Origin of the sequence: Erwinia aphidicola, from assembly GCF_014773485.1 — a bacterium.
Classification (GTDB): domain Bacteria; phylum Pseudomonadota; class Gammaproteobacteria; order Enterobacterales; family Enterobacteriaceae; genus Erwinia; species Erwinia aphidicola.
This window is the reverse complement of the sequence record NZ_JACXBP010000006.1, coordinates 38163-62409: the sequence shown is the minus strand read 5'-3', so window position 1 is coordinate 62409 and position 24247 is coordinate 38163. Positions and strand designations below refer to the sequence as shown.

General features: G+C 53.5%; 24 protein-coding genes and 2 tRNA genes. 11 read left to right on the top strand and 15 right to left on the bottom strand.

Features of this window, described 5'->3' with window-relative positions:
• Positions 1–2: 2 nt before the first annotated feature.
• Positions 3–407 carry a hypothetical protein gene (locus ID864_RS15200; protein ID WP_048916176.1) on the bottom strand — a complete coding sequence of 135 codons (405 nt, stop codon included), beginning with the start codon at positions 405–407 and terminating at the stop codon, positions 3–5.
• A 390-nt stretch (positions 408–797) separates the two neighbouring features.
• On the opposite strand from ID864_RS15200, the gene sufA reads away from it, so the two are divergent.
• The 7 genes from sufA to ID864_RS15165 all read left to right on the top strand — a co-directional run bounded on the left by sufA (position 798) and on the right by ID864_RS15165 (position 7526).
• Positions 798–1172 carry a Fe-S cluster assembly scaffold SufA gene (gene sufA / locus ID864_RS15195; protein WP_048916175.1) on the top strand — a complete coding sequence of 125 codons (375 nt, stop codon included), beginning with the start codon at positions 798–800 and terminating at the stop codon, positions 1170–1172.
• 5 nt (positions 1173–1177) lie between these two features.
• Complete coding sequence (gene sufB, locus ID864_RS15190) at positions 1178–2671, top strand: Fe-S cluster assembly protein SufB (protein WP_048916174.1); 1494 nt, start codon at positions 1178–1180, stop codon at positions 2669–2671.
• A gap of 55 nt (positions 2672–2726) precedes the next feature.
• Positions 2727–3473, top strand: coding sequence for a Fe-S cluster assembly ATPase SufC (sufC, locus tag ID864_RS15185; RefSeq protein ID WP_048916173.1), 747 nt, complete (start codon positions 2727–2729; stop codon positions 3471–3473).
• Complete coding sequence (gene sufD, locus ID864_RS15180) at positions 3448–4728, top strand: Fe-S cluster assembly protein SufD (RefSeq protein WP_048916172.1); 1281 nt, start codon at positions 3448–3450, stop codon at positions 4726–4728. Before sufC ends, sufD begins: the two co-directional genes overlap by 26 nt.
• A complete protein-coding gene (sufS, locus tag ID864_RS15175; RefSeq protein ID WP_191150027.1) occupies positions 4725–5945 on the top strand; it encodes a cysteine desulfurase SufS in 1221 nt (406 codons plus the stop codon). The genes sufD and sufS overlap by 4 nt, the downstream gene beginning before the upstream one ends.
• A gap of 67 nt (positions 5946–6012) precedes the next feature.
• Entirely contained in the window at positions 6013–6435 is a 423-nt protein-coding gene (gene sufE / locus ID864_RS15170) for a cysteine desulfuration protein SufE (protein ID WP_048916170.1), read from the top strand.
• 68 nt (positions 6436–6503) lie between these two features.
• Positions 6504–7526 carry a L,D-transpeptidase family protein gene (locus tag ID864_RS15165; RefSeq protein WP_048916169.1) on the top strand — a complete coding sequence of 341 codons (1023 nt, stop codon included), beginning with the start codon at positions 6504–6506 and terminating at the stop codon, positions 7524–7526.
• Between the two features lie 119 nt (positions 7527–7645).
• On the opposite strand, the gene ID864_RS15160 is transcribed toward ID864_RS15165, so the two are convergent.
• The 5 genes from ID864_RS15160 to mdtK form a co-directional block, all read right to left on the bottom strand.
• On the bottom strand, positions 7646–7882 hold the full coding sequence (locus ID864_RS15160; RefSeq protein ID WP_016169824.1) for a major outer membrane lipoprotein: 237 nt from the start codon (positions 7880–7882) through the stop codon (positions 7646–7648).
• A 305-nt stretch (positions 7883–8187) separates the two neighbouring features.
• Complete coding sequence (pykF, locus tag ID864_RS15155) at positions 8188–9600, bottom strand: pyruvate kinase PykF (RefSeq protein ID WP_048916168.1); 1413 nt, start codon at positions 9598–9600, stop codon at positions 8188–8190.
• Between the two features lie 392 nt (positions 9601–9992).
• Positions 9993–10069, bottom strand: a tRNA-Val gene (locus tag ID864_RS15150).
• Between the two features lie 83 nt (positions 10070–10152).
• Positions 10153–10229, bottom strand: a tRNA-Val gene (locus tag ID864_RS15145).
• A gap of 148 nt (positions 10230–10377) precedes the next feature.
• Entirely contained in the window at positions 10378–11751 is a 1374-nt protein-coding gene (mdtK, locus tag ID864_RS15140) for an MdtK family multidrug efflux MATE transporter (protein WP_048916167.1), read from the bottom strand.
• Between the two features lie 233 nt (positions 11752–11984).
• Between mdtK and ID864_RS15135 the strand changes: the two genes are divergently transcribed.
• Positions 11985–12641, top strand: a complete 657-nt coding sequence (locus ID864_RS15135; RefSeq protein ID WP_048916166.1) for a riboflavin synthase — start codon at positions 11985–11987, stop codon at positions 12639–12641.
• 41 nt (positions 12642–12682) lie between these two features.
• Here the strand turns inward: ID864_RS15135 and cfa are convergent, their stop codons facing one another.
• Together cfa and punC are read right to left on the bottom strand one after the other, a co-directional pair.
• On the bottom strand, positions 12683–13831 hold the full coding sequence (gene cfa, locus ID864_RS15130) for a cyclopropane fatty acyl phospholipid synthase (RefSeq protein WP_099754898.1): 1149 nt from the start codon (positions 13829–13831) through the stop codon (positions 12683–12685).
• 331 nt (positions 13832–14162) lie between these two features.
• Positions 14163–15356: a purine nucleoside transporter PunC gene (gene punC, locus ID864_RS15125; protein ID WP_048916164.1), complete on the bottom strand. Its 1194-nt coding sequence runs from the start codon at positions 15354–15356 to the stop codon at positions 14163–14165.
• Between the two features lie 113 nt (positions 15357–15469).
• Between punC and punR the strand changes: the two genes are divergently transcribed.
• A complete protein-coding gene (punR, locus tag ID864_RS15120; RefSeq protein ID WP_048916163.1) occupies positions 15470–16387 on the top strand; it encodes a DNA-binding transcriptional activator PunR in 918 nt (305 codons plus the stop codon).
• A 24-nt stretch (positions 16388–16411) separates the two neighbouring features.
• Here the strand turns inward: punR and purR are convergent, their stop codons facing one another.
• On the bottom strand, positions 16412–17437 hold the full coding sequence (gene purR / locus ID864_RS15115) for an HTH-type transcriptional repressor PurR (RefSeq protein ID WP_048916162.1): 1026 nt from the start codon (positions 17435–17437) through the stop codon (positions 16412–16414).
• A 295-nt stretch (positions 17438–17732) separates the two neighbouring features.
• On the opposite strand from purR, the gene cydH reads away from it, so the two are divergent.
• Complete coding sequence (gene cydH / locus ID864_RS15110; protein ID WP_099754901.1) at positions 17733–17822, top strand: cytochrome bd-I oxidase subunit CydH; 90 nt, start codon at positions 17733–17735, stop codon at positions 17820–17822.
• A gap of 42 nt (positions 17823–17864) precedes the next feature.
• Here the strand turns inward: cydH and ID864_RS15105 are convergent, their stop codons facing one another.
• The gene (locus ID864_RS15105) at positions 17865–18713 is read right to left on the bottom strand and encodes a C40 family peptidase (RefSeq protein WP_048916161.1); all 849 of its coding nucleotides are present in this window, start codon (positions 18711–18713) and stop codon (positions 17865–17867) included.
• 370 nt (positions 18714–19083) lie between these two features.
• Here ID864_RS15105 and ID864_RS15100 point away from each other — a divergent pair, with 370 nt between their 5' ends.
• Entirely contained in the window at positions 19084–19422 is a 339-nt protein-coding gene (locus tag ID864_RS15100) for a Grx4 family monothiol glutaredoxin (protein WP_048916159.1), read from the top strand.
• An 80-nt stretch (positions 19423–19502) separates the two neighbouring features.
• Here ID864_RS15100 and rnt read toward each other — a convergent pair whose 3' ends face one another.
• The 5 genes from rnt to eptA all read right to left on the bottom strand — a co-directional run bounded on the left by rnt (position 19503) and on the right by eptA (position 24167).
• The gene (rnt, locus tag ID864_RS15095; protein ID WP_048916158.1) at positions 19503–20162 is read right to left on the bottom strand and encodes a ribonuclease T; all 660 of its coding nucleotides are present in this window, start codon (positions 20160–20162) and stop codon (positions 19503–19505) included.
• A 104-nt stretch (positions 20163–20266) separates the two neighbouring features.
• Positions 20267–20674 (bottom strand): lactoylglutathione lyase, encoded by a 408-nt coding sequence (gene gloA / locus ID864_RS15090; protein ID WP_048916160.1) that lies wholly within the window; start codon positions 20672–20674, stop codon positions 20267–20269.
• Between the two features lie 78 nt (positions 20675–20752).
• The gene (nemA, locus tag ID864_RS15085) at positions 20753–21853 is read right to left on the bottom strand and encodes an alkene reductase (protein WP_048916157.1); all 1101 of its coding nucleotides are present in this window, start codon (positions 21851–21853) and stop codon (positions 20753–20755) included.
• Between the two features lie 43 nt (positions 21854–21896).
• Positions 21897–22487, bottom strand: coding sequence for a TetR/AcrR family transcriptional regulator (locus ID864_RS15080; protein ID WP_048916156.1), 591 nt, complete (start codon positions 22485–22487; stop codon positions 21897–21899).
• A 39-nt stretch (positions 22488–22526) separates the two neighbouring features.
• On the bottom strand, positions 22527–24167 hold the full coding sequence (gene eptA / locus ID864_RS15075) for a phosphoethanolamine transferase EptA (RefSeq protein WP_191150026.1): 1641 nt from the start codon (positions 24165–24167) through the stop codon (positions 22527–22529).
• Positions 24168–24247 lie beyond the last annotated feature (80 nt).

The following is a 24247-nucleotide window of genomic DNA, read 5'->3' as shown; positions in this document are numbered from 1 at the left end:
AATCACATAATCCATGAAGCGTGCTTGACGAATTCGCTTTGCAGCAGGGTAGCTTTATCCCATTCGCCGTTCAGCGCCAGCTGATGACACAAGCGGCTCAGGGAGTGACGCGCCAGCTGCCAGGCCTGCATCCGATAGAGCCGTTCGCGTGTCGTGTCGCTTAGTTCAATAACCAGCCGTTGATGAAGTTTGCCCATTGCGTGCAGATAACTTTGATCGTCGCCGTTAAGTTGACAGAGTTCGGCCATGTCCAGACAGGTATCGTTGAACTTGCGCAGCTGTTCTATGGTGCACTCCGGGCGGTTTAATTTAGCCTGCGCCATGTAGAAATCGACGGTGATATCACGTACGGAAAATTTGTACTGATCAATTTTATGTTGCAGCCATGCACTCATCGACAGATTCATTGCTGGTTCCAGTCGCGCTAATGATAATCATTATCATATTATAACTGCGACATTATTCAATCACTGTGAGCGAATTTTTATCGATTAATGCCGCCTCTCAGAAAAATCGGTGATAACGATAAGCGGGGCGTTCAAAAGGGTTAAAATAGTTCTTATTAAGAACTAACAGGTGATAACAAAATATAAACATCTTATTTTCAATCGCTTATCTTTCGCAGGGTTCGGCTCGTGAGGCAGATCGCATTCTGTTTTTCAGGGTCTAAACTTATAAAACAGCCTCTAAAAAGCATCTTTGGCCTTTATCCCTGCAAAACAAGAGGTTGAAGTGATTCAGGTTATCACTAACATAGGGGCACTAGCCCGAAGGGCTATCGTATCGCGAGGTAAATTATGCAATCAGCAAATCCTGCCACTTTTTCTCCAGATGACTTTATCTGGAAAGGACTGACGCTAACAGACAGCGCAGCCAAACAAATCATTAACCTGACTGCCGGTGACCCTGAAATCAAGGGACTCAAGCTGGGTGTGAAGACCTCGGGCTGTGCCGGTTTCGGCTACACCATGGATATGGTGAAAGAGTCAGCGGCGGATGATCTGGTGTTCAGCCATAACGGCGCGGCGTTGATCGTGCCCCTGCAGGCGATGCCCTATATCGACGGCACGGAAGTTGATTTCGTGCGCGAAGGCCTGAACCAGATTTTCAAATTTAATAACCCTAAAGCTCAACACGCCTGCGGCTGTGGTGAGAGCTTTGGCGTTGAGTGAATACTATGTCTCGTAATACTGACGCATCTGATGATGTACAGGTTTGGGAAGGCGGCCAGCAGAAGTACAAAGAGGGCTTCTTTACCCAACTGCAAACCGAAGAGTTCGAGCACGGCATCAATGAAGATGTGGTGCGCGCCATCTCGGCCAAACGTAATGAACCTGAGTGGATGCTGGAATTCCGCCTGAAGGCATTTGCTGCCTGGCTGGAGATGGAAGAGCCACACTGGCTGAAAGCCAACTACAAAAAGCTGGATTATCAGGATTACAGCTATTACTCCGCGCCGTCCTGCGGCAACTGCGATGATAGCTGCGCCTCTGAGCCAGGGGCTACCCAGGCCTCACCCGGTGATGCGCCCAATTATCTGACGCAGGAAGTGGAAGACGCCTTTAAGCAGCTCGGTGTGCCGGTGCGTGAAGGGCAGGAAGTGGCGGTTGATGCCATCTTCGACTCCGTTTCTGTCTCTACCACCTACCGCGACAAGCTGGCGAAAGAGGGGATTATCTTCTGCTCGTTCGGCGAAGCGATTCACGATCATCCTGAACTGGTGCAGCAGTACCTCGGCACAGTGGTTCCGGCCAATGACAACTTCTTTGCCGCGCTGAACTCGGCGGTCGCCTCTGACGGCACCTTCGTTTATATCCCGAAAGGCGTGCGCTGCCCGATGGAACTGTCGACCTATTTCCGCATCAACGCGGCGAAAACCGGCCAGTTCGAACGTACCATTCTGATTGCCGATGAAGGTAGCTATGTCAGCTATATCGAAGGCTGTTCCGCACCGGTGCGCGACACCTATCAGCTGCATGCCGCAGTGGTAGAGGTCATTATCCATAAAGATGCTGAAGTGAAATATTCCACCGTGCAGAACTGGTTCTCCGGCGGCGATTCTGAAGGCGGTATCCTCAACTTTGTGACCAAGCGTGCGCTGTGTGAAGGCGAAAACAGCAAAATGTCCTGGACGCAGTCGGAAACCGGTTCGGCCATTACCTGGAAATACCCGAGCGTGATCCTGCGCGGTGATAACTCCATCGGTGAGTTCTTCTCCGTGGCGCTGACCAGCGGCCGCCAGCAGGCGGATACCGGCACCAAGATGATCCACATCGGTAAAAATACTAAATCGACCATCATCTCGAAAGGGATCTCGGCTGGAACCAGCCAGAATACCTATCGCGGCCTGGTGAAGATCATGCCGACGGCGACCAACGCCCGTAACTTCACCCAGTGCGACTCAATGCTGATTGGTGCTGAATGCGGAGCCCATACCTTCCCTTATGTGGAGGTGCGCAATAACACCGCGCAGCTGGAGCATGAAGCGACGACTTCACGCATCGGCGAAGACCAGCTGTTCTACTGCCTGCAGCGCGGGATCAGCGAAGACGATGCGATTTCGATGATTGTTAACGGCTTCTGCAAGGATGTCTTCTCGGAGCTGCCGCTGGAGTTTGCGGTGGAAGCGCAGAAACTGTTGGCGATCAGCCTGGAACACAGCGTGGGCTAACCCTGCGCGCACAAGAACTATCAACAGTGCTGGAAAGCACTGCGAAGGAAACCTTATGTTAAGCATCAAAGATTTACAGGTCAGCGTTGAAGACAAAGCTATCCTGCGTGGGTTGAATCTTGAAATCAAACCTGGGGAAGTGCACGCCATCATGGGGCCGAACGGCTCAGGGAAAAGCACGCTTTCTGCCACGCTGGCAGGACGTGAAGATTATGAAGTGACCGGCGGTTCCGTCGAGTTCAAAGGCAAAGACCTGCTGGAGCTTGACCCGGAAGAGCGCGCCGGTGAAGGCATCTTTATGGCCTTCCAGTACCCGGTTGAAATTCCAGGCGTCAGCAACCAGTTCTTCCTGCAAACCTCGGTAAACGCGGTGCGTAAATACCGCGAGCAGGAAGCGCTGGACCGTTTTGACTTCCAGGACTTTATCGAAGAGAAAATCCACCTGCTGAAAATGCCTGAAGATCTGTTGACCCGTTCGGTCAATGTGGGCTTCTCCGGCGGTGAGAAAAAGCGCAATGACATTCTGCAGATGGCGGCACTGGAGCCGGATCTGTGCATTCTGGATGAAACCGACTCCGGTCTGGACATCGATGCTCTGAAAATTGTCTCCAACGGCGTCAACAGCCTGCGCGACGGCAAGCGCTCATTTATTATCGTCACCCACTACCAGCGTATTCTTGACTACATCAAGCCCGATTTCGTCCACGTGCTGTATCAGGGCAAGATCGTTAAATCAGGGGATTTCTCACTGGTGAAACAGTTGGAGGAGCAAGGCTATGGCTGGCTTACCGACGAAGAGTGAAAACGCGCTGCAACAGTGGCATCACCTGTTTGAAACGCGCGGTGAAAACCGCTCAATGCAGGCACAACAGCACTGGCAGCAGCTGCTGCGCGTAGGCCTGCCAACGCGTAAGCAGGAAAACTGGAAATACACGCCGCTGGATCAACTGCTGGCCCACCACTTCGTGCTGCCAAAACCCGCCGTGCTGACTGCGGATGTGGTCGACGCTCAGGCGCTGGCAATTGATGCCGTGCGCCTGGTGTTTGTTGATGGCCGCTTCGCCCCTGAGCTGAGTGATGCCGAGTTTGATCTGTTTGATATTCAGGTGACTCAGGCTGCTGAGCGTCGTGAACTCGACGCACCTATCCAGCCTGAAGTGTTCCTGCATCTGACCGAGAGCCTGGCTGAAGAGGTGACTACCATTCATCTGGCGCGTGGCAAAGCTGCTGCCCGTCCGCTCTACCTGCTGCATATCAGCAGCGGCAGCGCGCAAGGTGAGATGAACACTTCGCACTATCGCCACCATTTGCAGCTGGATGAAGCGGCTGAAGCGACGGTGATTGAGCACTACCTCAGCCTGAACGCCAGCACCCACTTCACCGGGGCGCGTTTTACCGCCAACGTGGGCAATAACGCGGCGCTGACGCACTACAACCTGTGCTTTGAAGATCAGAGCAGCTACCACTTCTCACACAACGATCTGACCCTGGGCCGTGATGTGCGCGTGCAGAGCCACAGCTTCCTGTTGGGTGCCGGTCTGACCCGTCACAACACCAGCAGCAAGCTGGAAGGCGAGGGCAGCGATCTGGTGATTAACAGCCTGATGCTGCCGCTGGATAAAGAAGTGTGCGACAGCCGTACCTATCTTGAGCACAACAAAGGGTATTGTCAGAGCCGTCAGCTGCACAAAACTATCGTGCGTGACCGTGCGCGTGCCGTATTCAACGGTCATATCAAAGTGGCGAAGTACGCGCTGAAGACCGACGGGCAGATGAGCAACAACAACCTGCTGTTAGGTCGTCTGGCGGAAGTGGACACCAAACCGCAGCTGGAAATCTACGCGGATGACGTGAAGTGCGGACACGGCGCGACCATCGGTCGTATCGACGAAGAGCAGATGTTCTATCTGCGCTCGCGCGGTATCGACGAAGCCGCAGCGCAGCGCATGATCATTTACGCCTTTGCCGCTGAGCTGACCGAAGCCATCAATGATGAAACGCTGAAAGAGGCTGTGATGCAGCGCATTGCACAGCGTTTTCCTGGAGGCCTGCAATGAGTTTTGACCTGGCCCGTGTGCGGGCGGCATTCCCGTTACTGACGCGCGAGGTCAACGGGCAACCGCTGGCCTATCTCGACAGTGCCGCCAGCGCGCAGAAGCCGCAGGTCGTCATTGACGCCGAAAGTCGTTTCTACGAGCACGGCTATGCCGCTGTGCATCGTGGTATCCATACGCTGAGCGCGGAAGCGACCACCGAGATGGAAAACGTGCGCGTACAGGCAGCACAGTTTCTCAACGCTGCCTCAGCGGAAGAGATTGTGTTTGTTAAAGGCACCACCGAAGCGATTAATCTGGTAGCCAGCAGCTGGGGCGGCAGTCAGCTGCAGCCAGGCGACAACATCATCATCACGGAGATGGAGCATCACGCCAACATCGTACCGTGGCAGATGGTGGCTGAGCGTACCGGCGCGGAAGTGCGTTTTATCCCGCTGACCGCCAATGGCGAGCTGGACGTTGCGCAGCTCCCTGCGCTGATGGACAGCCGTACGCGCATGCTGGCCGTGACTCACGTCTCCAACGTGTTGGGCACTGAAAACCCGGTAAAAACGCTGGTGGCTCAGGCCAGGGCGGCGGGTGTTGCGACTCTGATCGACGGCGCACAGGCGATTATGCATCAGCAGGTCGACGTGCAGGATCTGGACTGTGATTTCTATGTCTTCTCCGGGCATAAAATTTACGGCCCGACCGGTATTGGTATTCTGTATGGCCGCAAAGCCCTGCTGGACCAGATGCCACCGTGGGAAGGGGGCGGATCGATGATCGCCACCGTCAGCCTGACGAAAGGCACCACTTACGCCGCCGCGCCGTGGCGCTTCGAAGCTGGCTCACCGAACACCGGCGCTATCATTGGTCTGGGTGCTGCGCTGAAGTGGGTGAGTGAACTGGGGCTGGAGGTCATTGCCGAGCGCGAGCAGCAGCTGATGCACTATGCACTGGAAAAACTGGCCACGGTGCCGGATCTGGTGATCTATGGTCCACGTCAGCGTTCCGGCGTCATTGCCTTTAACCTCGGCAAGCATCACGCTTTTGACGTTGGCAGCTTCCTCGATCAGTACGGCATCGCTATTCGTACCGGCCACCACTGCGCCATGCCGCTGATGCACCACTATCAGGTGCCGGCAATGTGTCGCGCCTCGTTTGTGCTGTATAATAGCGAAGATGAGGTCGACCGTCTGGTCGCAGGTTTAATACGTATTCACCGTTTGCTGGGTTAAGTTTCAACCCGCACCGACCCGCAGGGGCGAGGCATGCCTCGCCCCTTCGTTTTTAAGTGAGGAAGCAATGGCAACTCTGCCAGATAAAGACAAGCTGGTGCGCAACTTTAACCGCTGCGCCAACCAGGAAGAAAAGTATCTCTACATCATTGAATTAGGCGCACGCCTGCCAGAATCGTCTGATTCCCTGCAGCAGCCGGAAAATATCGTACCCGGCTGTCAGAGCCAGGTGTGGATAGTGGTTGATACCGATGCAAGTGGCTGTGTGCGCCTGCAGGGCGACAGCGATGCCGCGCTGGTTAAGGGCCTCATTGCTATCGTTTTTGCTCTCTATCAGAAGATGACGCCGCAGGAGATTGTCGACTTCGACGTGCGCCCGTGGTTCGCCGATCTCTCCCTGACGCAGCAGCTCACCCCATCCCGCTCGCAGGGGCTGGAAGCCATGATTCGTGCCATACGTCAGAAAGCGCTGATTTTAACTCAGGGCTGAGTTGCTACACTACCCGGTAAGCACCCCACGAACGGGGTGCTCTCTCTACCTATAACCGGGAAACGCGCATGAAACCTCTGTCTCGCTTTGCTGCAGCTTTTACGCTCACCTTCCTTGCCGGGGCGCACAACGCCAGCGCAACTGAATACCCTTTACCCCCTGCCGACAGCCGCCTGATTGGTGAGAACACCACTTACGTCGTCCCCAACGACGGCCAGCCGCTGGAAGCCGTGGCGGCGAAATATAAAATCGGGCTGCTCGGCATGCTGGAAGCCAACCCGGGTACCGACCCGTGGCTACCCAAAGCGGGCAGCGAACTGACCATCCCTACCCAGATGCTGCTGCCGGACACTAAGCGTGAAGGCATTGTGGTGAACGTTGCGGAACTGCGCCTCTACTATTACCCGAAAGATGAAAACCGCGTGATCGTCTATCCGATCGGTATCGGCCAGCTGGGGGCGAACACGCCGGCGATGGTCACCAGCATCAGCCAGAAAATCCCCAATCCGACCTGGACACCCACGCCAAACATCCGTAAGCGCTACGCGGCCGAAGGCAAGAGCCTGCCGGTGACCGTGCCTGCCGGGCCGGATAATCCAATGGGGCTGTATGCGCTGCGTCTGGCCTACGGCCAGCAGCACTACCTGATCCACGGCACCAACGCTGATTTTGGCATCGGGATGCGCGTCAGCTCCGGCTGCATCCGCCTGCGGCCAGATGATATTGAGGCGCTGTTTAATAGCGTCCCGAAAGGTACGCGCGTGCAGATTATCAACCAGCCGGTGAAATATGCGGTGGAACCGGACGGCAAACGCTATCTGGAGGTGCATCAACCGCTGTCGCACAGTGAAAAAGACGATCCGCAAACCATGCCGATTACGCTGACCGCAGCGGCGAAGAAGTTCATGCAGAATGCTGACGCTGACAGGGCGATGATCAAAACTGCCATGACGCGCCGCTCAGGTATGCCGGTGCTGGTCAACAAAGGGGAGAAAGCCGGAACGGAGGATACTGTGCCTGCTGTAGCGCAGCAGACGCCTTCTGCTACGTCCTCCAGTGCACCTGCGACTGTGTCTCAGGTCGGGGAATAAATCGCTTAGCGTGGCTGAGATTGCGTTTAGCAGCAGGGGCTGGAAGCAAGCCGTGGAAGGCCCCGAAACGCAGGCAAAAAAAATGGCGCACTAAGTGCGCCATTTTTAAACCAGAACTCTTACTTACGGTAAGAGTGAGCCTGGTTGTCCAGACGCTGGTTAGCGCGTGCTGCGTCATCTTTAGCAGCCTGAACGTCAGAACGGATTGCGTTCACGTCGTTGCTCAGCTGGTCAACTTTAGCGTTCAGAGTCTGAACGTCGGTAGACAGCTGGTCGATTTTAGCGTTGCTTGAGCAACCAGCCAGCAGAGTTGAACCCAGGATTACCGCGCCCAGTACCAGTTTAGTACGATTCATTATTAATACCCTCTAGATTAAGTTAATCTCCATGTAGCGTTACAAGTATTACACAAAGTATTTTCTAATGAGAATAATTTTTTGATGAGAACGTGCTTAAATTTGATCGTTCGCTCAAAGAAGCATCTTCTTTTGGCGTTTTGGCAAAAAACGCCGCGAAAACAGGCAATTTTAATCGGACTGCTCTTAGATTTAGCGGTGATTAAATCGTTAATTTCGATTGGAGACTTTGTGAAATTAGCCTACGCAAGTTGTAAAAAAAGCGCCACTCAGGGCGCTTTTTTAATGCAAGTCGTAAATTTATATTACAGAACGTGCACGGACGCAGTGTTAGTGGTTCCGCTTGGCACCAGGGCACCAGAAACCATGACCACCACTTCGCCTTTCAGCGCATAGCCGCTGGCGATAGCGGCTTCTTTCCCGAGGCGGTAGAAATCGTCTGTTGAAGCAATTTCGTTCACCACAGAAGTGACAATGCCTTTGCTCAGCAGCAGCTGACGGGCAGTCTGAGGGTTAGTCGTCAGCGCCAGGATAGTCGCATTCGGGAAGTATTTACGAATGGATTTCGCTGACTTGCCGCCCTCTGTCGCCACGACAATCAGCGGTGACTCGAGTTTCTCTGCGGTTTCAACGGCACCACGGCAAACCGCTTCAGTGATACGCATTTTGCGGTTGTCGTGCTGAGAGTCGATACGGCTCTTCATCACGCGGTCAGTACGCTCACAGATGGTCGCCATGATAGTGACGGACTCCAGCGGGTATTTCCCTTTGGCGCTCTCACCAGACAGCATTACGGCGTCAGTGCCGTCGAGAATGGCGTTCGCCACGTCGCCCGCTTCAGCGCGGGTAGGGCGTGGGTTTTTGATCATCGAATCGAGCATCTGGGTCGCGGTGATCACCACTTTACGAGCACGATTACATTTTTTGATCATCATCTTCTGCGCGAAGATCACTTCTTCAACCGGGATCTCAACGCCGAGGTCACCGCGGGCCACCATGATGCCGTCAGAAGCATCAAGGATCTCGTCGAAGTTGTTCAGGCCTTCCTGGTTTTCGATTTTGGAGATGATCTGAATGTGCTCGCCGCCGTGGGCTTTCAGGTGCTCACGGATTTCGATTACGTCTGAACGCTTACGGATAAAGGAGGCAGCGACGAAGTCGACACCCTGCTCGCAGCCGAAGATCAGGTCACGCTTATCTTTTTCAGCCAGCGCTGGCAGCTGAATTGAAACGCCCGGCAGGTTAACGCCTTTATTTTCGCCCAGGTCGCCATTGTTCAGCACTTTACACACGACGGTGCTTTCGGTGACTTCTGTCACTTCCATACCGATCAGACCATCGTCCACCAGCACGGTGTTACCGATTTTCAGGTCGGCAGCAAAGCCCGGATAGGTTACTGCAACGGTATTGGTGTTACCAATAACAGACTGGTCGGTGGTGAAGGTGAAGGTCTGGCCCGCTTTCAGGGAAGCGTCATTGCCGCCTTCCAGTTTCATGGTGCGGATTTCAGGGCCCTTGGTGTCTAACAGAATAGCGGCCTGATGACCGCTTTTGCTCATAACATTACGCAGGTTGGTAATGCGCTGACCATGCTCTTCATAATTCCCGTGGGAAAAGTTCAGACGCATCACGTTCATGCCGGCATCAAGCAGGTTAGTCAGCATCTCTTCAGATTCGGTTTTTGGACCGATAGTACAAACGATCTTAGTCTTTTTCATGACGATTTATCTATTAAGTTGTGATGGATGATAAAGAGGGATCCCGGCGGTGTCTCCACCGGAAGAGAAATTTGGCGCTTCAGGCGAACGGCAATACTGAGTAAGGATAGGTGACAGAATTAAAGCGTGCAGGGTAAGTTGAGACGCGGTTTCGGCGCAGGCGCAGCAGGACGTTGCGCAACAGGTACTTGTTATAAAATGAGGGGCAACCATACGCTGAAACCATTCAAGTGAAACAACGTTCCGTATTATAGTCGCTAAGTGTGCGAAAACCAATTAAAAAGCGTTAAATCCGCTGACAGGATGATACGCATCAATTTCGTTGCGCAAACGGTCACTGGTCAGGAATTTGGTAGTTGTTTAGCGGGTGTACTACAGAGGGGAGGAGAAATTGGTGCGTTCTAGAGGACTCGAACCTCCGACCCCCACCATGTCAAGGTGGTGCTCTAACCAACTGAGCTAAGAACGCTTTTATTTATCTTTTACGCCATCACTGCATTGTGCTGACGAAAATCTTTTGCAAAGACAGTGTCCTGCTTAAACAAAAGATAGTGGTGCGTCTGAATGGACTCGAACCATCGACCCCCACCATGTCAAGGTGGTGCTCTAACCAACTGAGCTACAGACGCACTGTGCTGTCTGGGTGACAGCGGGGACGAATATTAACGGCACTGCGCACGCCTGGCAAGGAGAAAAAAGGTTTTTTCCTGCTGATTGCTGCGCATCTGTGCGAAGCGCAGCAATTTTAATCATTCAGGCGCGAAATATGCCTAAAAATTAGCGCGCTGCGCGTCGCAGAATGCGCTCAGCAGGTTGACTCTGCATACGCAAGATGCGCCAAATCATCAGCACCGCCGATGAGGTCAGACCGATAATAAAGCCGGTCCAGAATCCGGCAGGACCCATCGCGGGCACCACCAGGTCGGTCATCGCCAGAATGTAACCACTCGGCAGGCCGAGGATCCAATAGGCGGTAAACGTGATAAAGAAGATAGCGCGCGTATCTTTATACCCGCGCAGAATACCGCTACCGATCACTTGAATAGAGTCCGAGAACTGATACACCGCAGCGAGGAACATCAGCTGCGCAGCCAGCGTAACCACCTCCGGGTTATCGGTATACAGCAGGGCGATCTGTTCGCGGAAGGTGACGGTAAACAGCGCGGTCAGGCAGGCCATGCCAATACCCACCGCCTGGCCGGTCCAGGCTGCCACGCGCGCCTGCTCGACAGAGCCCTGACCCAGTTTGAAACCAATACGGATGGTGGTGGCTGCCGCCAGCGACAGCGGCAGTACAAACATCAGGGAACTGAAGTTCAGCGCGATCTGGTGCCCGGCGACTTTAACAATCCCCATCGGCGAGACCAGCAGGGCGACCACGGCGAACAGGGTGACCTCAAAGAACAGCGCCAGCGCCACGGGCAGGCCGAGGCCAGCCAGGCGGCGTATCACTTTCCAGTCGGGACCGGTATGGCTGACTGGCTTGCGAATATCGCGCATTGACTTAGCGCGGTTCACCCACGCCTTCATGGCAATAAACATCACCCAGTAAACGGAAGCCGTGGCAACGCCGCAGCCGACGCCGCCCAGGGCGGGCATGCCGAAATGACCATAGATAAAGATGTAGTTAACCGGAATGTTCACCAGCAGGCCGAGGAAGCCCATCACCATACCCGGCTTGGTTTTAGACAGACCTTCACACTGATTACGCGCGACCTGGAAAAACAGGTAGCCAGGGGCGCCCCACAATAAAGCATGCAGGTAACCAATCGCCTTTTCGGCGAGCAGCGGATCAACGTTGTGCATCGCGCCAATCAGATAACCGGCGTTATACAGCACCAGCATGATCAGCACCGAGACCATCCCGGCCAGCCAGTAACCCTGGCGCACCTGATGGCCAATACGATCGCGGCGGCCAGAGCCATTCAGCTGTGCGATAACCGGCGTTAGCGACAGCAACAGGCCGTGACCAAAGAGAATAGAGGGTAACCAGATTGAGGTTCCCACGGCAACGGCGGCCATATCCGTGGCGCTGACGGCACCGGCCATTACTGTATCAACGAAGCCCATGGCGGTTTGCGCAACTTGCGCAAGGATCACCGGAATAGCCAGGGCCAATAACTGACGCGCCTCTGAGAGGTACTTCTGCACGCATACACCTTATATATTATCGGGAGGGGAGCCACTGCTGATGAAAAAGTCGACACATTTTTGCAATGTCAGTAGAGCAGGTGGTCCAGTTTAATGTTGATAGTAGAAATAGCCAATCTTATGCATAAAAAATAGCTCTTTGTGTCACGCAATTGTGCGGGAGTTTATTTGGCTTTGCTACGATGCCAGGGCAAACTAAGCGCAGAGAAAACACATTGATTGAGGCAACAGTTATGTTTACCGGTATTGTGCAGGGCACCGCAGAGGTGCTGGCAATTGAAGAGAAACCCAATTTTCGTACCCATGTGATTAAAATGCCGGAGGCATTGTTGCCAGGGCTGGAGCTGGGTGCATCGGTTTCCCATAACGGCTGCTGCCTGACGGTGACCGACGTTGATGGCGATCGTGTCAGCTTTGATCTGGTCAAAGAAACCCTGCGCATCACTAACCTCGGCGATCTGCAGGTGGGTGATACGGTGAACGTTGAACGCGCGGCGAAATTCAGCGATGAAATCGGCGGCCACCTGATGTCGGGTCATATCATGACGACGGCTGAAATCAGTAAAATTCTCACCTCAGAGAACAATCGTGAAATCTGGTTTAAACCGCAGGATGCCAGCCAGATGAAATACATTCTGCATAAAGGATTTATTGGCATCGACGGTATTAGTCTGACCGTGGGCGAAGTCACGCGCACCAAATTCTGTGTGCATTTGATCCCGGAAACGCTGGCGCGCACCACGCTGGGCAATAAGCGTCTGGGCCATAAGGTCAATATTGAGATCGACCCCCATACGCAGGCGATTGTTGAAACCGTAGAACGTGTTCTGGCGCAGCGCGAGGCCGCGCTGCTGGCTGCGGCAGTAGCTGAACAGCAGGAAGAGATTTAAAGCCATTATAAAGGGCGACTGATTGTCGCCCTTAGACACTTTTAGCGCGCTACGCGTAATCCGCCTTCCGCTCCGTGAGTAAATACCACCTGCCAAAGCTGAATATCCCTGGCGCGAAACGCCCCGGCACAGCAGTTAAGGTAGTAGGTAAACATCCGTTTAAAGCGCTCACCGTATTTTTCCGCCAGTTCCGGCCATGCTGCGAGAAATCGCTGATACCACGCCATCAGCGTAAGATCGTAATCCGCCCCGATATTATGCCAGTCTTCCATAACGAAGTGAGGCTCGCTGGCTTGTGCAATATGCAGCACCGACGGCAGGCACCCGTTGGGGAAGATATATTTATTGATCCAGGCATCGACATTGTCGTTGGTGCGATTTGCACCGATGGTATGCAGCAGGAACAGACCGTCAGGTTTTAAATTACGATCCACGACTTCAAAATAGGTGGCGTAATTTTTGGGGCCAACGTGTTCAAACATCCCTACCGAAACAATGCGGTCAAACTGTTGGTTCAGATCGCGATAATCCTGCAGCAAAATAGTGACGTCCAGCCCCTCACAGCGCTGTTGAGCCAGCTTCTGCTGTTCGGCTGAAATCGTCACGCCGAACACCTTTACCCCAAAGTTGCGCGCGGCGTATTCAGCCAGGCCTCCCCAGCCACAGCCGATGTCCAGCAGCGACATACCCGGTTCGAGCTGGAGCTTTTCGCAAATCATCTGCAGCTTAGCCTGCTGTGCCTGTTCCAGCGTTTCCGCTTCTTTCCAGTAACCGCAGGAGTATTGCATGAAGGGGTCCAGCATGCGGGTGAACAGATCGTTCCCCAAATCATAATGCTCTTTACCCACTATCCATGCCCGCTTACGCGATTGCAGATTGGTCAGACGTGCGGCGGCGACACGCAAAGTATCGCGAAAATGATGAGGAAGTTGTTGATCGAGGTGAGCCTTCAAAACGCGCTGGAAAAAGATATCCAGCCTTTCACATTCCCACCAGCCATCCATGTAGCTTTCGCCCAGCCCCAGCGATCCTTCCTGCATCACGCGCTTGAAGAACTCAGGGTTGAGGACCTGGATGTCCCAGGGATGGGAACCGTTAATTTGAATGTCTGCTTTGCTTAACATTTCCTGGACGATTCGATACCACTGGTTGTCCCCCAGGCTCACTTCTTCTATACACGATGAACTCATAGCTTCTCCATCACCCTGTGTGATTGAAACCTGAGAAATAGAATAGTCAATTTCTACAGATCTGTGAGAAAACGCACGGCAAAAACCGTGGCCTGATATCCGACGTAAAAAAGAGGATTGATTTGAAACCTGTAGAGGCCGTAACGAATGTCACGCGGAAGAACATCATGACAGCCTTGTCAGGATCTCAATACCAGGAAAGCGCCGTAGGCGTTCCCCGCTTAAAATGTTGTTAACTTATTATTTTATGGTGCCTCACGGAGTATATGCTCACGTGAGGCAATATTCAATTCATTATTGTTAGGGTGCTAACTAAATGATTTGCTACCACTTAGCCCTGTTGGGAGGCATTTTCCCACTGGCGTTTTTTATCAGCGGAGCGTTGTAAAATATAGCCGAAAATTGCCAGTAAAATAGTCAGCAACATCACTAACGCGGTGGTGTGGAGTGCCGTCTCAATCCAGGTCGATACCGCCAGGCTAGCCAGGAAGCACAAACCCAGCTGCAACATATTCTGTAATGCTGCTGCTTTGCCGGTTGCCTGCGGGAAGGGCAGCAGGGCATTAGAGACAACAATCGGATAAATCGCACCGTTAGCCATCGCCATGCCGCAGAACGGCAGCAGCAGCGCAAACAGAGAAGGTTCGGCCTGCTGAGCAACCAGATAAAGCCCGGCAATACTCAGGCTGTAAAACGCCAGCAGCCAGGGCAACAGCTGACGGCCGGCAAAGTGATTCAGCAGTGAACGACAGCTAAACCCACCGATCAGGAAGGCGGCAGTTTGCGGCACGTAGCTCAGACCGATATCCGCGGGTGACAGGCCTAATTTTCCCAGAATAAACGGTGAGCCGGTCAGCCACGCAAAAAAACTCGCTGAACAGGCGGCATAAATTGCCACATTGCCGCTGTAAATGGGTGACTTCAGCAGAGTGAAGAAGCCCGGAGTGACGGTTTTAGGTGCGCGATGGTCGGTTACCGGGCGTGCAGGCAGGCGCAGGGTGGGGATGATCAAACCGATGCTAATCACCAGCAGCGCGACGAAGATCGATCGCCAGGAAAAGTGCTGCAGTAGCCACGCCCCCAGCAGCGGCGCCAGCGCGGGCGAAAGAGCAACCAGCGGCATGATAGTGGCAAAAACGCGATTGGCACGCGCTCCACTGTAGCGGTCTACCACCAGTGCCTGCCAGCTTACCGCCGCAGCACAGACGCCAACGGCCTGAACAAAGCGCATCGCCAGCAGCCATGGGGCAGAGTTCACCCACAGCATTGCCGCGCAGCCAATGGCAAACAGGCTCAGGCCCATCAGCAGCACGGGTTTACGGCCAATGCGGTCGGAGAGTGGCCCCCAGATAAGCTGTGCGCAGGCGAAACCGGCGAGAAATATACTCAAGCTGGCGCTGATGGCACCCGCTTCACTGCCCAGGTCTTGCTGCATCACGCCAAATGCGGGCAGGTACATATCGGTAGCAAGGAAACCCAGCATGCTGAGCAGTGCCAGGTAAATCATAAAGCCTTTGGATCGCATTGTTTTAACTCTTATCAGACAAATTTTTCACCGACGCAGTGTAATAGAGTGCCGACTGGCTTGTGAAACGCTAATATTCGTCAGTCGCGTTGAAAAAAATTGAAGGCAAAGCTATGTGGTCTGAACATTCTCTGGAAGTTATTGATGCGGTTGCCAGAACCGGCAGTTTTACCGCTGCTGCGGCAGAACTGCATCGCGTGCCCTCTGCCGTCAGCTATACCGTACGTCAGATGGAGGAGTGGCTAGCCGTTAGCCTGTTTGAGCGGCGGCACCGCGACGTGGTGCTGACCGAAGCCGGGCGCGTATTCAGCGAAGAGGGCAGAGTTGTCATCAAAAAAATGCTCGCCACGCGTCGGCGCTGTCAACAGGTGGCTAACGGCTGGCGTGGGCAGATTAATATCGCGGTCGATCGTATTGTCCGTCCGGCGCGTACCCGGCAGCTGGTGGTGGATTTTTACCGCCACTTCCCGGATATGGAGCTGCATATTACGCCAGAGGTTTTCAACGGCGTTTGGGATGCGCTGGCGGACGGGCGCGTCGACGTGGCGATTGGCGCGACGCAGGCTATTCCTGTCGGCGGGCGTTTTGCTTTTCGCGATATGGGAAGTTTGAACTGGCGCTGTGTCGTGCTGGCCGGGCATCCGCTGCTTGGCCACAGCAGCCCGTTAAATGAAGAGTTGATACGCGAGTGGCCATCGCTGGTGCTGGAGGATACCTCCAGAGCCTTGCCAAAGCGCACCACCTGGACGCTGAATAACCAGCGGCGGCTGGTGGTGCCGGACTGGGATAGCGCGTTTGACTGCCTGCGCGCCGGATTATGCGTGGGTATGGTACCAGGGCACTTTGCTCAGCCGTGGCTGGAGCAGGGGGTGTTGTGCGAGCTGCCGCTTGCCGCCCCTTTTCCCGATAGCCCGTGCTGCCTGAGTTGGTCAGAGCAGAGCGTCTCCCCGGCGTTAAGCTGGCTGCTGGAACATCTGGGCAGTACCGAAACGCTTAACGCCGAGTGGCTAAGTGAAACCGTACCAGGGTGACGTTGCGCAACATCACCCTGAGGATTAACGACGATAATCGCGGAATGGGCCATCGGCCACTGAACGGCGCTCAATCAGCGAAGGGTGCACCTCAATGGTCTGAGGCTCTTCACGCTTGCTGGTAATTCTGTCGAGCAGCATATCAAAGGCAGTTTCACCCAGACGCTCTTTTGGCTGGTGGACGGTGGTAAGCGCCGGCGTGAAGTAGCGCGCGTTGCGCACGTTGTCATAACCGATCACCGAAATATCCTGTGGCACACGCAGGCCCATCTCATCAGCGGCACAGATAGCCCCCATTGCCATGATATCGCCACCGCAGAAGATCGCCGTCGGGCGCTGCTTCTGTGACAAAATCTGCTGCATGGCGCGGTAGCCGGATTCCGGTTCGAAGTCACCCTGCACCAGCCACTCATCGCGCAGGCTGATGCCGGCTTCGTTAAGAGCCTTGATAAAGCCAGCATGGCGGCCGCCGCCGGTGTTGCGCTCCAACTGCCCCGGGATCGCGCCAATATCACGATGCCCACGTTCAATCAAATAGCGCCCGGCAAGGTAGCCACCTTCGAAAGCGTTATCCAGTACGGTATCAGTGAAGTCGCCGCGCGATTCACCCCAGTCCATCACCACCATGGGGATATTACGATTGTCTTCCAGCATGGAAATCAGCTCATCGGGGTATTCTGAGCACATCACCAACAGGCCATCAACGCGCTTTTGCGCCATCATCGACAGATAAGCCTGCTGCTTCTGGATGTCGTTGTGCGCATTGCCGAGGATCAGCGTATAACCTTTAGCAAAGCAACGGTTTTCAATGGCTTCGATAATCTCGGCAAAATAGGGGGCTTCGCTGGACGTTGCCAGCAGGCCAATAGTTTTGGTGTGGTTAACCTTCAGACTACGTGCAACGGCGCTGGGAGAATAGTGCAATTCTTTGATTGCCGTCCATACCGCTTCACGCGTCTCTTCAGCTACAAAGCGCGTTTTATTGATTACATGGGAAACGGTGGTGGTGGAAACACCGGCGCGCTTTGCCACATCCTTAATTGTTGCCATTAAACTCGTACTCCTGGCGTTATCGTAACACTCTGATAACTAATTGGTTAAACGTTTGCCTAAACACCGCCATTTCTGGCCGCCCAGAATAATGATGGATGCTGTCTCAAAGGGTCAGGATGGGGTTAAATCGTCCGTAGAGTGACATGCGGTGCTGAGTAAAATCACTTCCGTGCTTGTTGCGCAACGGAAAAGAGGAATTCTAGCAAGGCTGCGCAAAGAAAACGAGATTTTTACGGGCTACTGTGGGAAAATCTATTGGCTTACTTTAAACAGGGTTATTAAGGGGGGGGAAATGAATACCGATATGAAAATGACACTGCTGACGGTTGTGGGTTCACTGCTGATGATTATTGCGTTTAGCATCACGGCAGTAATGCACTAAGTTTCACCGGGAGGAGGTCGCTCCTCCCGTTCTCTTTAGCGTTTAACGAATGGTTTTCGGTGTCATCATGCGCCGGGCACCAATGTAGTGCTCCTGCCAGTAGTCTTCCGTCAGCGCGCTCACCTGGATATCTTTGCCGGTGCGTGGTGACTGGATAAATTTCCCACCGCCCAGATAGACGCCCACATGGTCGGCAGTGCCGCGACCATTAATGCGGAAAAATACCAAATCGCCTTTTTCCAACTCATCGCGTTTGATCGAGGCCGCGTCACGCAGGTGATACATCTCATTCGCGGTACGTGGGATCTTGAATTTCACTAAATCTTTATAGGCATACCAAACCAGCCCACTGCAGTCGAAGCCGGTTTTTGGCGAGGTTCCGCCCCACTGGTAGGGTTTCCCTAGCTGACCCATCAGTTTATTCATCGCTGTCTCACGAGCTTTCTGATAGCGCGCGCGGTGAGCTTTGCTCAGCTTGAGCGGCGCATTGGTACTCTCTGCTACGCGCGATTCGAGTTTTTTATCTGCGCGCTGGCGACCGTAGCGTTTTTTGCCTTCGTTCTTAGCCAGCTTTTTAGCCGTGGTTTTGTTTTTTGCGACGTTAATCTTATTTACCGGCTCAGCAGCAGGTTTCTTTTTCAGCTTAAGTTTCTGCGCAACGGTTGTACGCGTGGTTTTGGCTGGTTGTTTACTTTTTTTGCTGAGGGGTTCTTTGACTTTTTTGGTTGAGGCGGCTTTGACCGGGCGGCGTTTACGCCGGTCATCCTTACTGGCAGCGCTGCTATCAACTTTATGTTGATTTGCATTAATAGGAGCATGTGGCGATGCGTGCGCCAGGTTAAAAAATAGCTGAGCAAAGGCCAGCAGAATGAGTGTGATGAGTGAACGCATTGTTCTCATTAACAGTTTGTGCGCTGCAAAACACTGCAACACAGCCAGAAAAAGTGATTTCTGCGCTAAAGCAGAAGGTTGACCCGATTCTAATCTAACTTCTTAACAAAAGGTAAGGTCTTTTTTGTTTCAATAATACAGATCAAGTAAACGCTTTGAAATTGAGCACAATCAGGTGGTTAAGTCAGCGGTTACTGCACTTTCGCGCATGACAGAGGGAGAATTGATGATAAGAAAATGTTATTTTGTCACCATCACCTGTTCCACGACAGCGCACAAGCTGACGCTGTTGCTGAAAATGTCATTTTCATCGCCTGGACAGAATCGCTACAATAACTAAACACGAAGTATCGTATTGAGGAAGGCATTTATGAGTACTGTTGAAAAAATTCAGCGCCAGATCGCAGAAAACCCGATCCTGCTGTATATGAAAGGCTCCCCGAAACTGCCAAGCTGCGGCTTCTCCGCGCAGGCTGTTCAGGCGCTTTCAGCTTGCGGCGAGCGTTTCGCCTATGTTGATATTCTGCTGAACCCGGACATCCGTGCTGAAATGCCGAAGTATGCCAACTGGCCGACCTTCCCACAGCTGTGGGTTGACGGTGAGCTGGTCGGCGGCTGCGATATCATCATTGAAATGTACCAGCGCGGCGAACTGCAGAGTCTGATTAAAGAAACTGCGGCAAAATATCCGAGCGAAGCGTCTGAATAAGCGTTAAAGCTTGAGAGTGCACCCAAAATAAAAACCGGAGCCAAATGGCTCCGGTTTTTTTTATCTTTCAATCAGCGCGTTTAAGCCTGCTGTTGATCATCGGCGCTGGCGGGCAACGGCCAGCCGCCCAGACGTTTCCAGCGATTAACCAGTTCACAGAACAGATCCGCGGTCTGCAGCGTGTCATACAGTGCGGAGTGTGCCTGGGTATTATCAAAAGCGATGCCGGCAGTGGTGCAGGCTTTAGCCAGAACGGTTTGCCCCAGCACCAGACCACTCAATGCCGCCGTATCAAAGGTGACAAACGGATGGAAAGGGTTGCGCTTCAGGCTGGCGCGCTCGGCGGCGGCGTTCATAAAGTTCAGGTCGAAAGTTGCGTTGTGTGCCACCATGATCGCCCGGTTACAGCCCTGATCCTTCACGCCTTTACGCACCAGTTTGAAAATCGCATGCAGCGCTTCGTACTCGCTCACTGCGCCGCGCAAAGGGTTGTTCGGGTCGATGCCGTTGAACGCCAGCGCTTCGGGTTGCAGAACTGAGCCGACAAAGGGTTCGACATGGAAGTGCAGCGTCTCATCTTTTTCCAGCCAGCCATTGTCGTCCATCTTAAGCGTGACCGCAGCGATTTCCAGTAAAGCGTTAGTTTTGGCATCAAAACCGGCGGTTTCAACGTCAATCACCACTGGATAAAAACCGCGAAAACGGCTGCTCAGGGTGTTCAGTTCATTCGATTCAGACATCGGCATCTCATAGGCGGAAAAAAGGCAGCGCACATTATGGCAAATTTCACTGCAGGATGCAGCAAACAGGAAGGGAGAGGGTGCCAAAAAGGCACCCTAAACAATTAATTGCCCAGACCGTGACCAGCATGTTTGTTTTCGATCAGTTCGATTTTATAACCGTCCGGATCTTCAACAAAAGCAATAATGGTACTGCCGCCTTTTACCGGGCCGGCTTCACGGGTGACATTGCCACCATCATTACGAATGCGGTCGCAGGTGGCGGCACAATCGTCTACGCCCAGTGCGATATGACCATAAGCATTGCCGAGGTCATACTTATCTACGCCCCAGTTATAGGTCAGCTCGATAACGGCACCTTCACTCTCTTCGGTATAGCCGACAAACGCGAGGGTGTACTTATATTCGGTGTTTTCACTGGTGCGCAGCAGCTTCATGCCCAGCACCTTAGTGTAAAAATCAACGGAGCGTTGCAGATCGCCAACGCGCAGCATGGTGTGAAGTAAACGCATAACATCCTCATGTATCGGCGCCATCGGTGGATGACGTAAAAAATCCAGTATAGCGGTTATAGCAACCGCTGCGAACCCTTAGCCCAGAACCGGGTAATCGGTATAGCCTTTTGCACCGCCACCGTAGAAGGTTTCCGGCTGTGGTTCATTCAGTTCAGCGTTCTTTTTCAGGCGCTCGACCAAGTCCGGGTTGGCAATGTAGCTGCGGCCAAAAGCAACGGCGTCGATCAGGCCCTGTTCAATCAGCGTTTCCGCTTTTTCTGCGGTGTAACCGCCGGCTCCGACAATCACGCCAGGGTAAACGGCACGGATAGCCTTACGGAAGCTCTCGCTGTATGGCTTCCCGCCCGCCCAGTCTGGTTCAGAAATATGCAGATAGGCAAGTTGGCGTTTTGCCAGCTCAGCAATGTAATACAGTGCGGCTTCTTCCTGATCTTCACCATTGTCCAGTCCATTAAACGGGCCCAGAGGTGAAATACGGATAGCGATGCGGTCTGCGCTCCAGGCGGCGATCGCGGCATCAACCACTTCCAGCGCGAAACGCGTGCGATTTTCGATGCTGCCGCCGTACTGGTCGTCACGCTGGTTTGAGGCAGGGGACAGGAACTGATGGATCAGGTAACCGTGAGCGCTGTGCAGCTCAACCAGGTCAAAATCAGCTTCGCGAGCGTTGCTGACTGCCTGACGGAAATCATTGACCACACCGGCCACTTCTTCGGTTGTCAGGGCGCGTGGCGTCGAGGTGGCTTCGCGCATGGCGTTACCCGCGTCATCACGCAGTGAAGTGCGCGTTTCAGCATTAATGGCGGAAGCCGATACCGGCGCCGCGCCCTCAGGCTGCACGCTAGTGTGCGAGATACGTCCGGTGTGCCACAGCTGAACGGCACTGTGACCGCCATCCTGATGAATACCTTCATTGATGGCTTTCCACATGCCGATCTGTTCAGCCGAATGTAAGCCTGGCGCACCGGCATAGCCTTTCGCCTGCGCACTGATCTGTGTGGCTTCGGTAATAATTAATCCTGCGCTGGCGCGCTGACGGTAATATTCGCCCATCAGCGGAGTCGGGATATCACCGGGTTCAATACTGCGCAGACGCGTCAGCGGTGCCATAAAAATGCGGTTCGGCACGGTGATTGCGCCGGTTTTGAGAGGGGTGAACAGTTTTTTCAGTTCCATAACTTACTCCTGGTAGACCGGTCGACTAGAAAAGGTGGTTTTTTTACGCTTCGCGTAGAATGCGTGTCATTTCCTGCCATGCGTTGAGCAACGGCGCATTGTCACGGCAGATTTTACTTTGCAGGCTGGCTCCCAGCCACAAAGTGTATAACGTTACTGCGCACTGGGAGCAGTTGATTTCGGCTGACAGCGTACCCTGCTGCTGCGCTTTCATCAGCGCCTTGACCAGCGTGGCCATCAATGCTTCAGACCCGGCATGCAGCGCGCTGCGCATCGCTTCAGAGAGATCGCAGACTTCGGCCGACAGCTTAACCGACAGGCACCCGGCGAAGCTGCTCTCCTGGCAGAACGAAAGCGACTGCTGATAGTAATCCAGTACGCGCTGACGATAGCTTATCTGATGATCATTGAGATAGTCAGACAGGCGCTGATGATAGCGGGCGAAGTAACGCTCAAGCATCGCCACGCCGAACGCTTCCTTAGAAGGAAAATAGTGATAGAACGACCCTTTAGGCACTTCTGCCTGTTTCAGCAGCGCGATCAGGCCCATACCGTTGAAGCCGCACTGCAGGCAGAGCTGTTCGCCGGTATTGAGCAGATGCTCTCTTGTGTCAAAGCGGGTCGTTTTATTCATCGCAGCAGGGTACTAGACCGAACGGTCGCATTCAACCCTTTATACCCCTTGCCGGCACGAACGGATCATGTCCAGCTTCGGCTGATACTCTTTAGTTTCTATGTTAAGCATCCCCAGCAGGGTATGAAAAATATTGTCCTGCGAGACATCATCCTGCTCAGCCTGCTGTTTCAGACACTGCTGATTAATGCCAAACGTACTGGCATAGTCCGGCGACATCCACAGCAGCAAGGGAATATGCGTTTGCTGACTGGGCGCAAAGAGATACGGCGCGCCGTGCAGATACATGCCACGCTCGCCAAGTGATTCACCATGATCGGAAAGATAGACCATCGCCACGTTGAATTTATCGCTGTATGACTTTAGCAGGCTAATGGTGCTGTCCAGCATCGAGTCGGTATAGAGGATCGAGTTGTCATAGGTGTTGACCAGTGCCTGATGGTCGCAATCCTGAATCTGATTGCTGTCGCAGGTTGGCGTGAACTGGCGCATTTCAGCGGGATAACGCAGATAGTACGCCGGGCCGTGGCTGCCCATCTGATGCAGAACAATTACTGCGTCATCCTTCACGCTGTCAATGTAGTTATTCAGTCGGTGCAGCAGAACATCATCAAGGCAGTAATCGCTTTTACACAGTGCGGTGACGTTCCATTTGGTCATATCGGTATGCGGTACGCGATTGCAGGCGCCTTTGCAGCCGCCATCATTTTCACGCCACATTACGGTAACGCCCGCATGGGCCATCACATCGAGCAGGCCTTCCTGATGGCGGGCGAGGCTGGCATCATAATTTTCACGCGGCATATTAGAAAACATGCAGGGTACAGAGATGGCAGTTTCCGTGCCGCACGAGGTGGCATGCTGATAATAGATGACATTATCACGCTTGAGTTTTGGATTCGTCTCGCGGGCATAGCCGCCAAGTGAGAAGTTTTCTGCCCGCGCAGTTTCACCCAGCACGAAAATAACCAGGGTCTTTTTCTTTGCCCCGAGAATAACAGGACCTTTTTTGGCATCTTCGCCAATTTTGACCAGCGTCTGATCGCCAGCAAACCAGCGATTATCCACATAGTGGCCGATGCCGCTGACCACATTCGCCGGGGTGACCATTTTTACCAGCCCTTTGTTATTGCGGATCATTGAGGCGTAGTCTTTATAGAAGAGCGCCGCGGCCAACAGTATTAGCACCACGGCAGCAAGAGAGGTCACGGCGCGCCATGCAATGGCCATCCACCACGGACGATTGTTCTCAATTTTTGTCAGGCAGAGCAGGGCAACAGGTAAAGCTGCAAGCAGCAGCATCCACACCAGATAGCGCAGGTTGAACAGTGCGGTCGCTTCCTGCACATCCGTTTCAAATACGTTCTGGATCATATTGGTATCGATCACGGTACCGAAACTGTAGATAAAATAGTTGGCCGCTGCGCCCGCCAGAATCAGCACAGCCAGCAGCGGTTTACGCAGCCACGGTAAAGCCAGCACGCTAAAAATCAGGGTGAACGCGCAGAACAGCACCAGTGGGATAGAGGCGGCAAACAGGTAGTCAGGAAAATGGAGGTAAGGGATGGTTTCCCAGGCCCGGACAATAAAGACACTGTTTAAAACCAGGGTAAAGAAAAGCGCAGCGATAAGATTAAACGTAATTTCGTTACAACGTAACTTAGTAAACAAGGGTTTCATGGCATTCCAAATGCAGAATAATCTTAGCGTATCATAGCCAGAAAACCTTAGGTAAACCTTAACCTTTTAACCATCGTGTG

What these genes read in the sequence shown, in the direction of transcription:
- ID864_RS15200 (WP_048916176.1), bottom strand. Translation starts at nt 407, where the DNA reads ATGAATCTGTCGATGAGTGCATGGCTGCAACATAAAATTGATCAGTAC.
- sufA (WP_048916175.1), top strand. Translation starts at nt 798, where the DNA reads ATGCAATCAGCAAATCCTGCCACTTTTTCTCCAGATGACTTTATCTGG.
- sufB (WP_048916174.1), top strand. Translation starts at nt 1,178, where the DNA reads ATGTCTCGTAATACTGACGCATCTGATGATGTACAGGTTTGGGAAGGC.
- sufC (WP_048916173.1), top strand. Translation starts at nt 2,727, where the DNA reads ATGTTAAGCATCAAAGATTTACAGGTCAGCGTTGAAGACAAAGCTATC.
- sufD (WP_048916172.1), top strand. Translation starts at nt 3,448, where the DNA reads ATGGCTGGCTTACCGACGAAGAGTGAAAACGCGCTGCAACAGTGGCAT.
- sufS (WP_191150027.1), top strand. Translation starts at nt 4,725, where the DNA reads ATGAGTTTTGACCTGGCCCGTGTGCGGGCGGCATTCCCGTTACTGACG.
- sufE (WP_048916170.1), top strand. Translation starts at nt 6,013, where the DNA reads ATGGCAACTCTGCCAGATAAAGACAAGCTGGTGCGCAACTTTAACCGC.
- ID864_RS15165 (WP_048916169.1), top strand. Translation starts at nt 6,504, where the DNA reads ATGAAACCTCTGTCTCGCTTTGCTGCAGCTTTTACGCTCACCTTCCTT.
- ID864_RS15160 (WP_016169824.1), bottom strand. Translation starts at nt 7,882, where the DNA reads ATGAATCGTACTAAACTGGTACTGGGCGCGGTAATCCTGGGTTCAACT.
- pykF (WP_048916168.1), bottom strand. Translation starts at nt 9,600, where the DNA reads ATGAAAAAGACTAAGATCGTTTGTACTATCGGTCCAAAAACCGAATCT.
- ID864_RS15135 (WP_048916166.1), top strand. Translation starts at nt 11,985, where the DNA reads ATGTTTACCGGTATTGTGCAGGGCACCGCAGAGGTGCTGGCAATTGAA.
- cfa (WP_099754898.1), bottom strand. Translation starts at nt 13,831, where the DNA reads ATGAGTTCATCGTGTATAGAAGAAGTGAGCCTGGGGGACAACCAGTGG.
- punC (WP_048916164.1), bottom strand. Translation starts at nt 15,356, where the DNA reads ATGCGATCCAAAGGCTTTATGATTTACCTGGCACTGCTCAGCATGCTG.
- punR (WP_048916163.1), top strand. Translation starts at nt 15,470, where the DNA reads ATGTGGTCTGAACATTCTCTGGAAGTTATTGATGCGGTTGCCAGAACC.
- purR (WP_048916162.1), bottom strand. Translation starts at nt 17,437, where the DNA reads ATGGCAACAATTAAGGATGTGGCAAAGCGCGCCGGTGTTTCCACCACC.
- cydH (WP_099754901.1), top strand. Translation starts at nt 17,733, where the DNA reads ATGAATACCGATATGAAAATGACACTGCTGACGGTTGTGGGTTCACTG.
- ID864_RS15105 (WP_048916161.1), bottom strand. Translation starts at nt 18,713, where the DNA reads ATGCGTTCACTCATCACACTCATTCTGCTGGCCTTTGCTCAGCTATTT.
- ID864_RS15100 (WP_048916159.1), top strand. Translation starts at nt 19,084, where the DNA reads ATGAGTACTGTTGAAAAAATTCAGCGCCAGATCGCAGAAAACCCGATC.
- rnt (WP_048916158.1), bottom strand. Translation starts at nt 20,162, where the DNA reads ATGTCTGAATCGAATGAACTGAACACCCTGAGCAGCCGTTTTCGCGGT.
- gloA (WP_048916160.1), bottom strand. Translation starts at nt 20,674, where the DNA reads ATGCGTTTACTTCACACCATGCTGCGCGTTGGCGATCTGCAACGCTCC.
- nemA (WP_048916157.1), bottom strand. Translation starts at nt 21,853, where the DNA reads ATGGAACTGAAAAAACTGTTCACCCCTCTCAAAACCGGCGCAATCACC.
- ID864_RS15080 (WP_048916156.1), bottom strand. Translation starts at nt 22,487, where the DNA reads ATGAATAAAACGACCCGCTTTGACACAAGAGAGCATCTGCTCAATACC.
- eptA (WP_191150026.1), bottom strand. Translation starts at nt 24,167, where the DNA reads ATGAAACCCTTGTTTACTAAGTTACGTTGTAACGAAATTACGTTTAAT.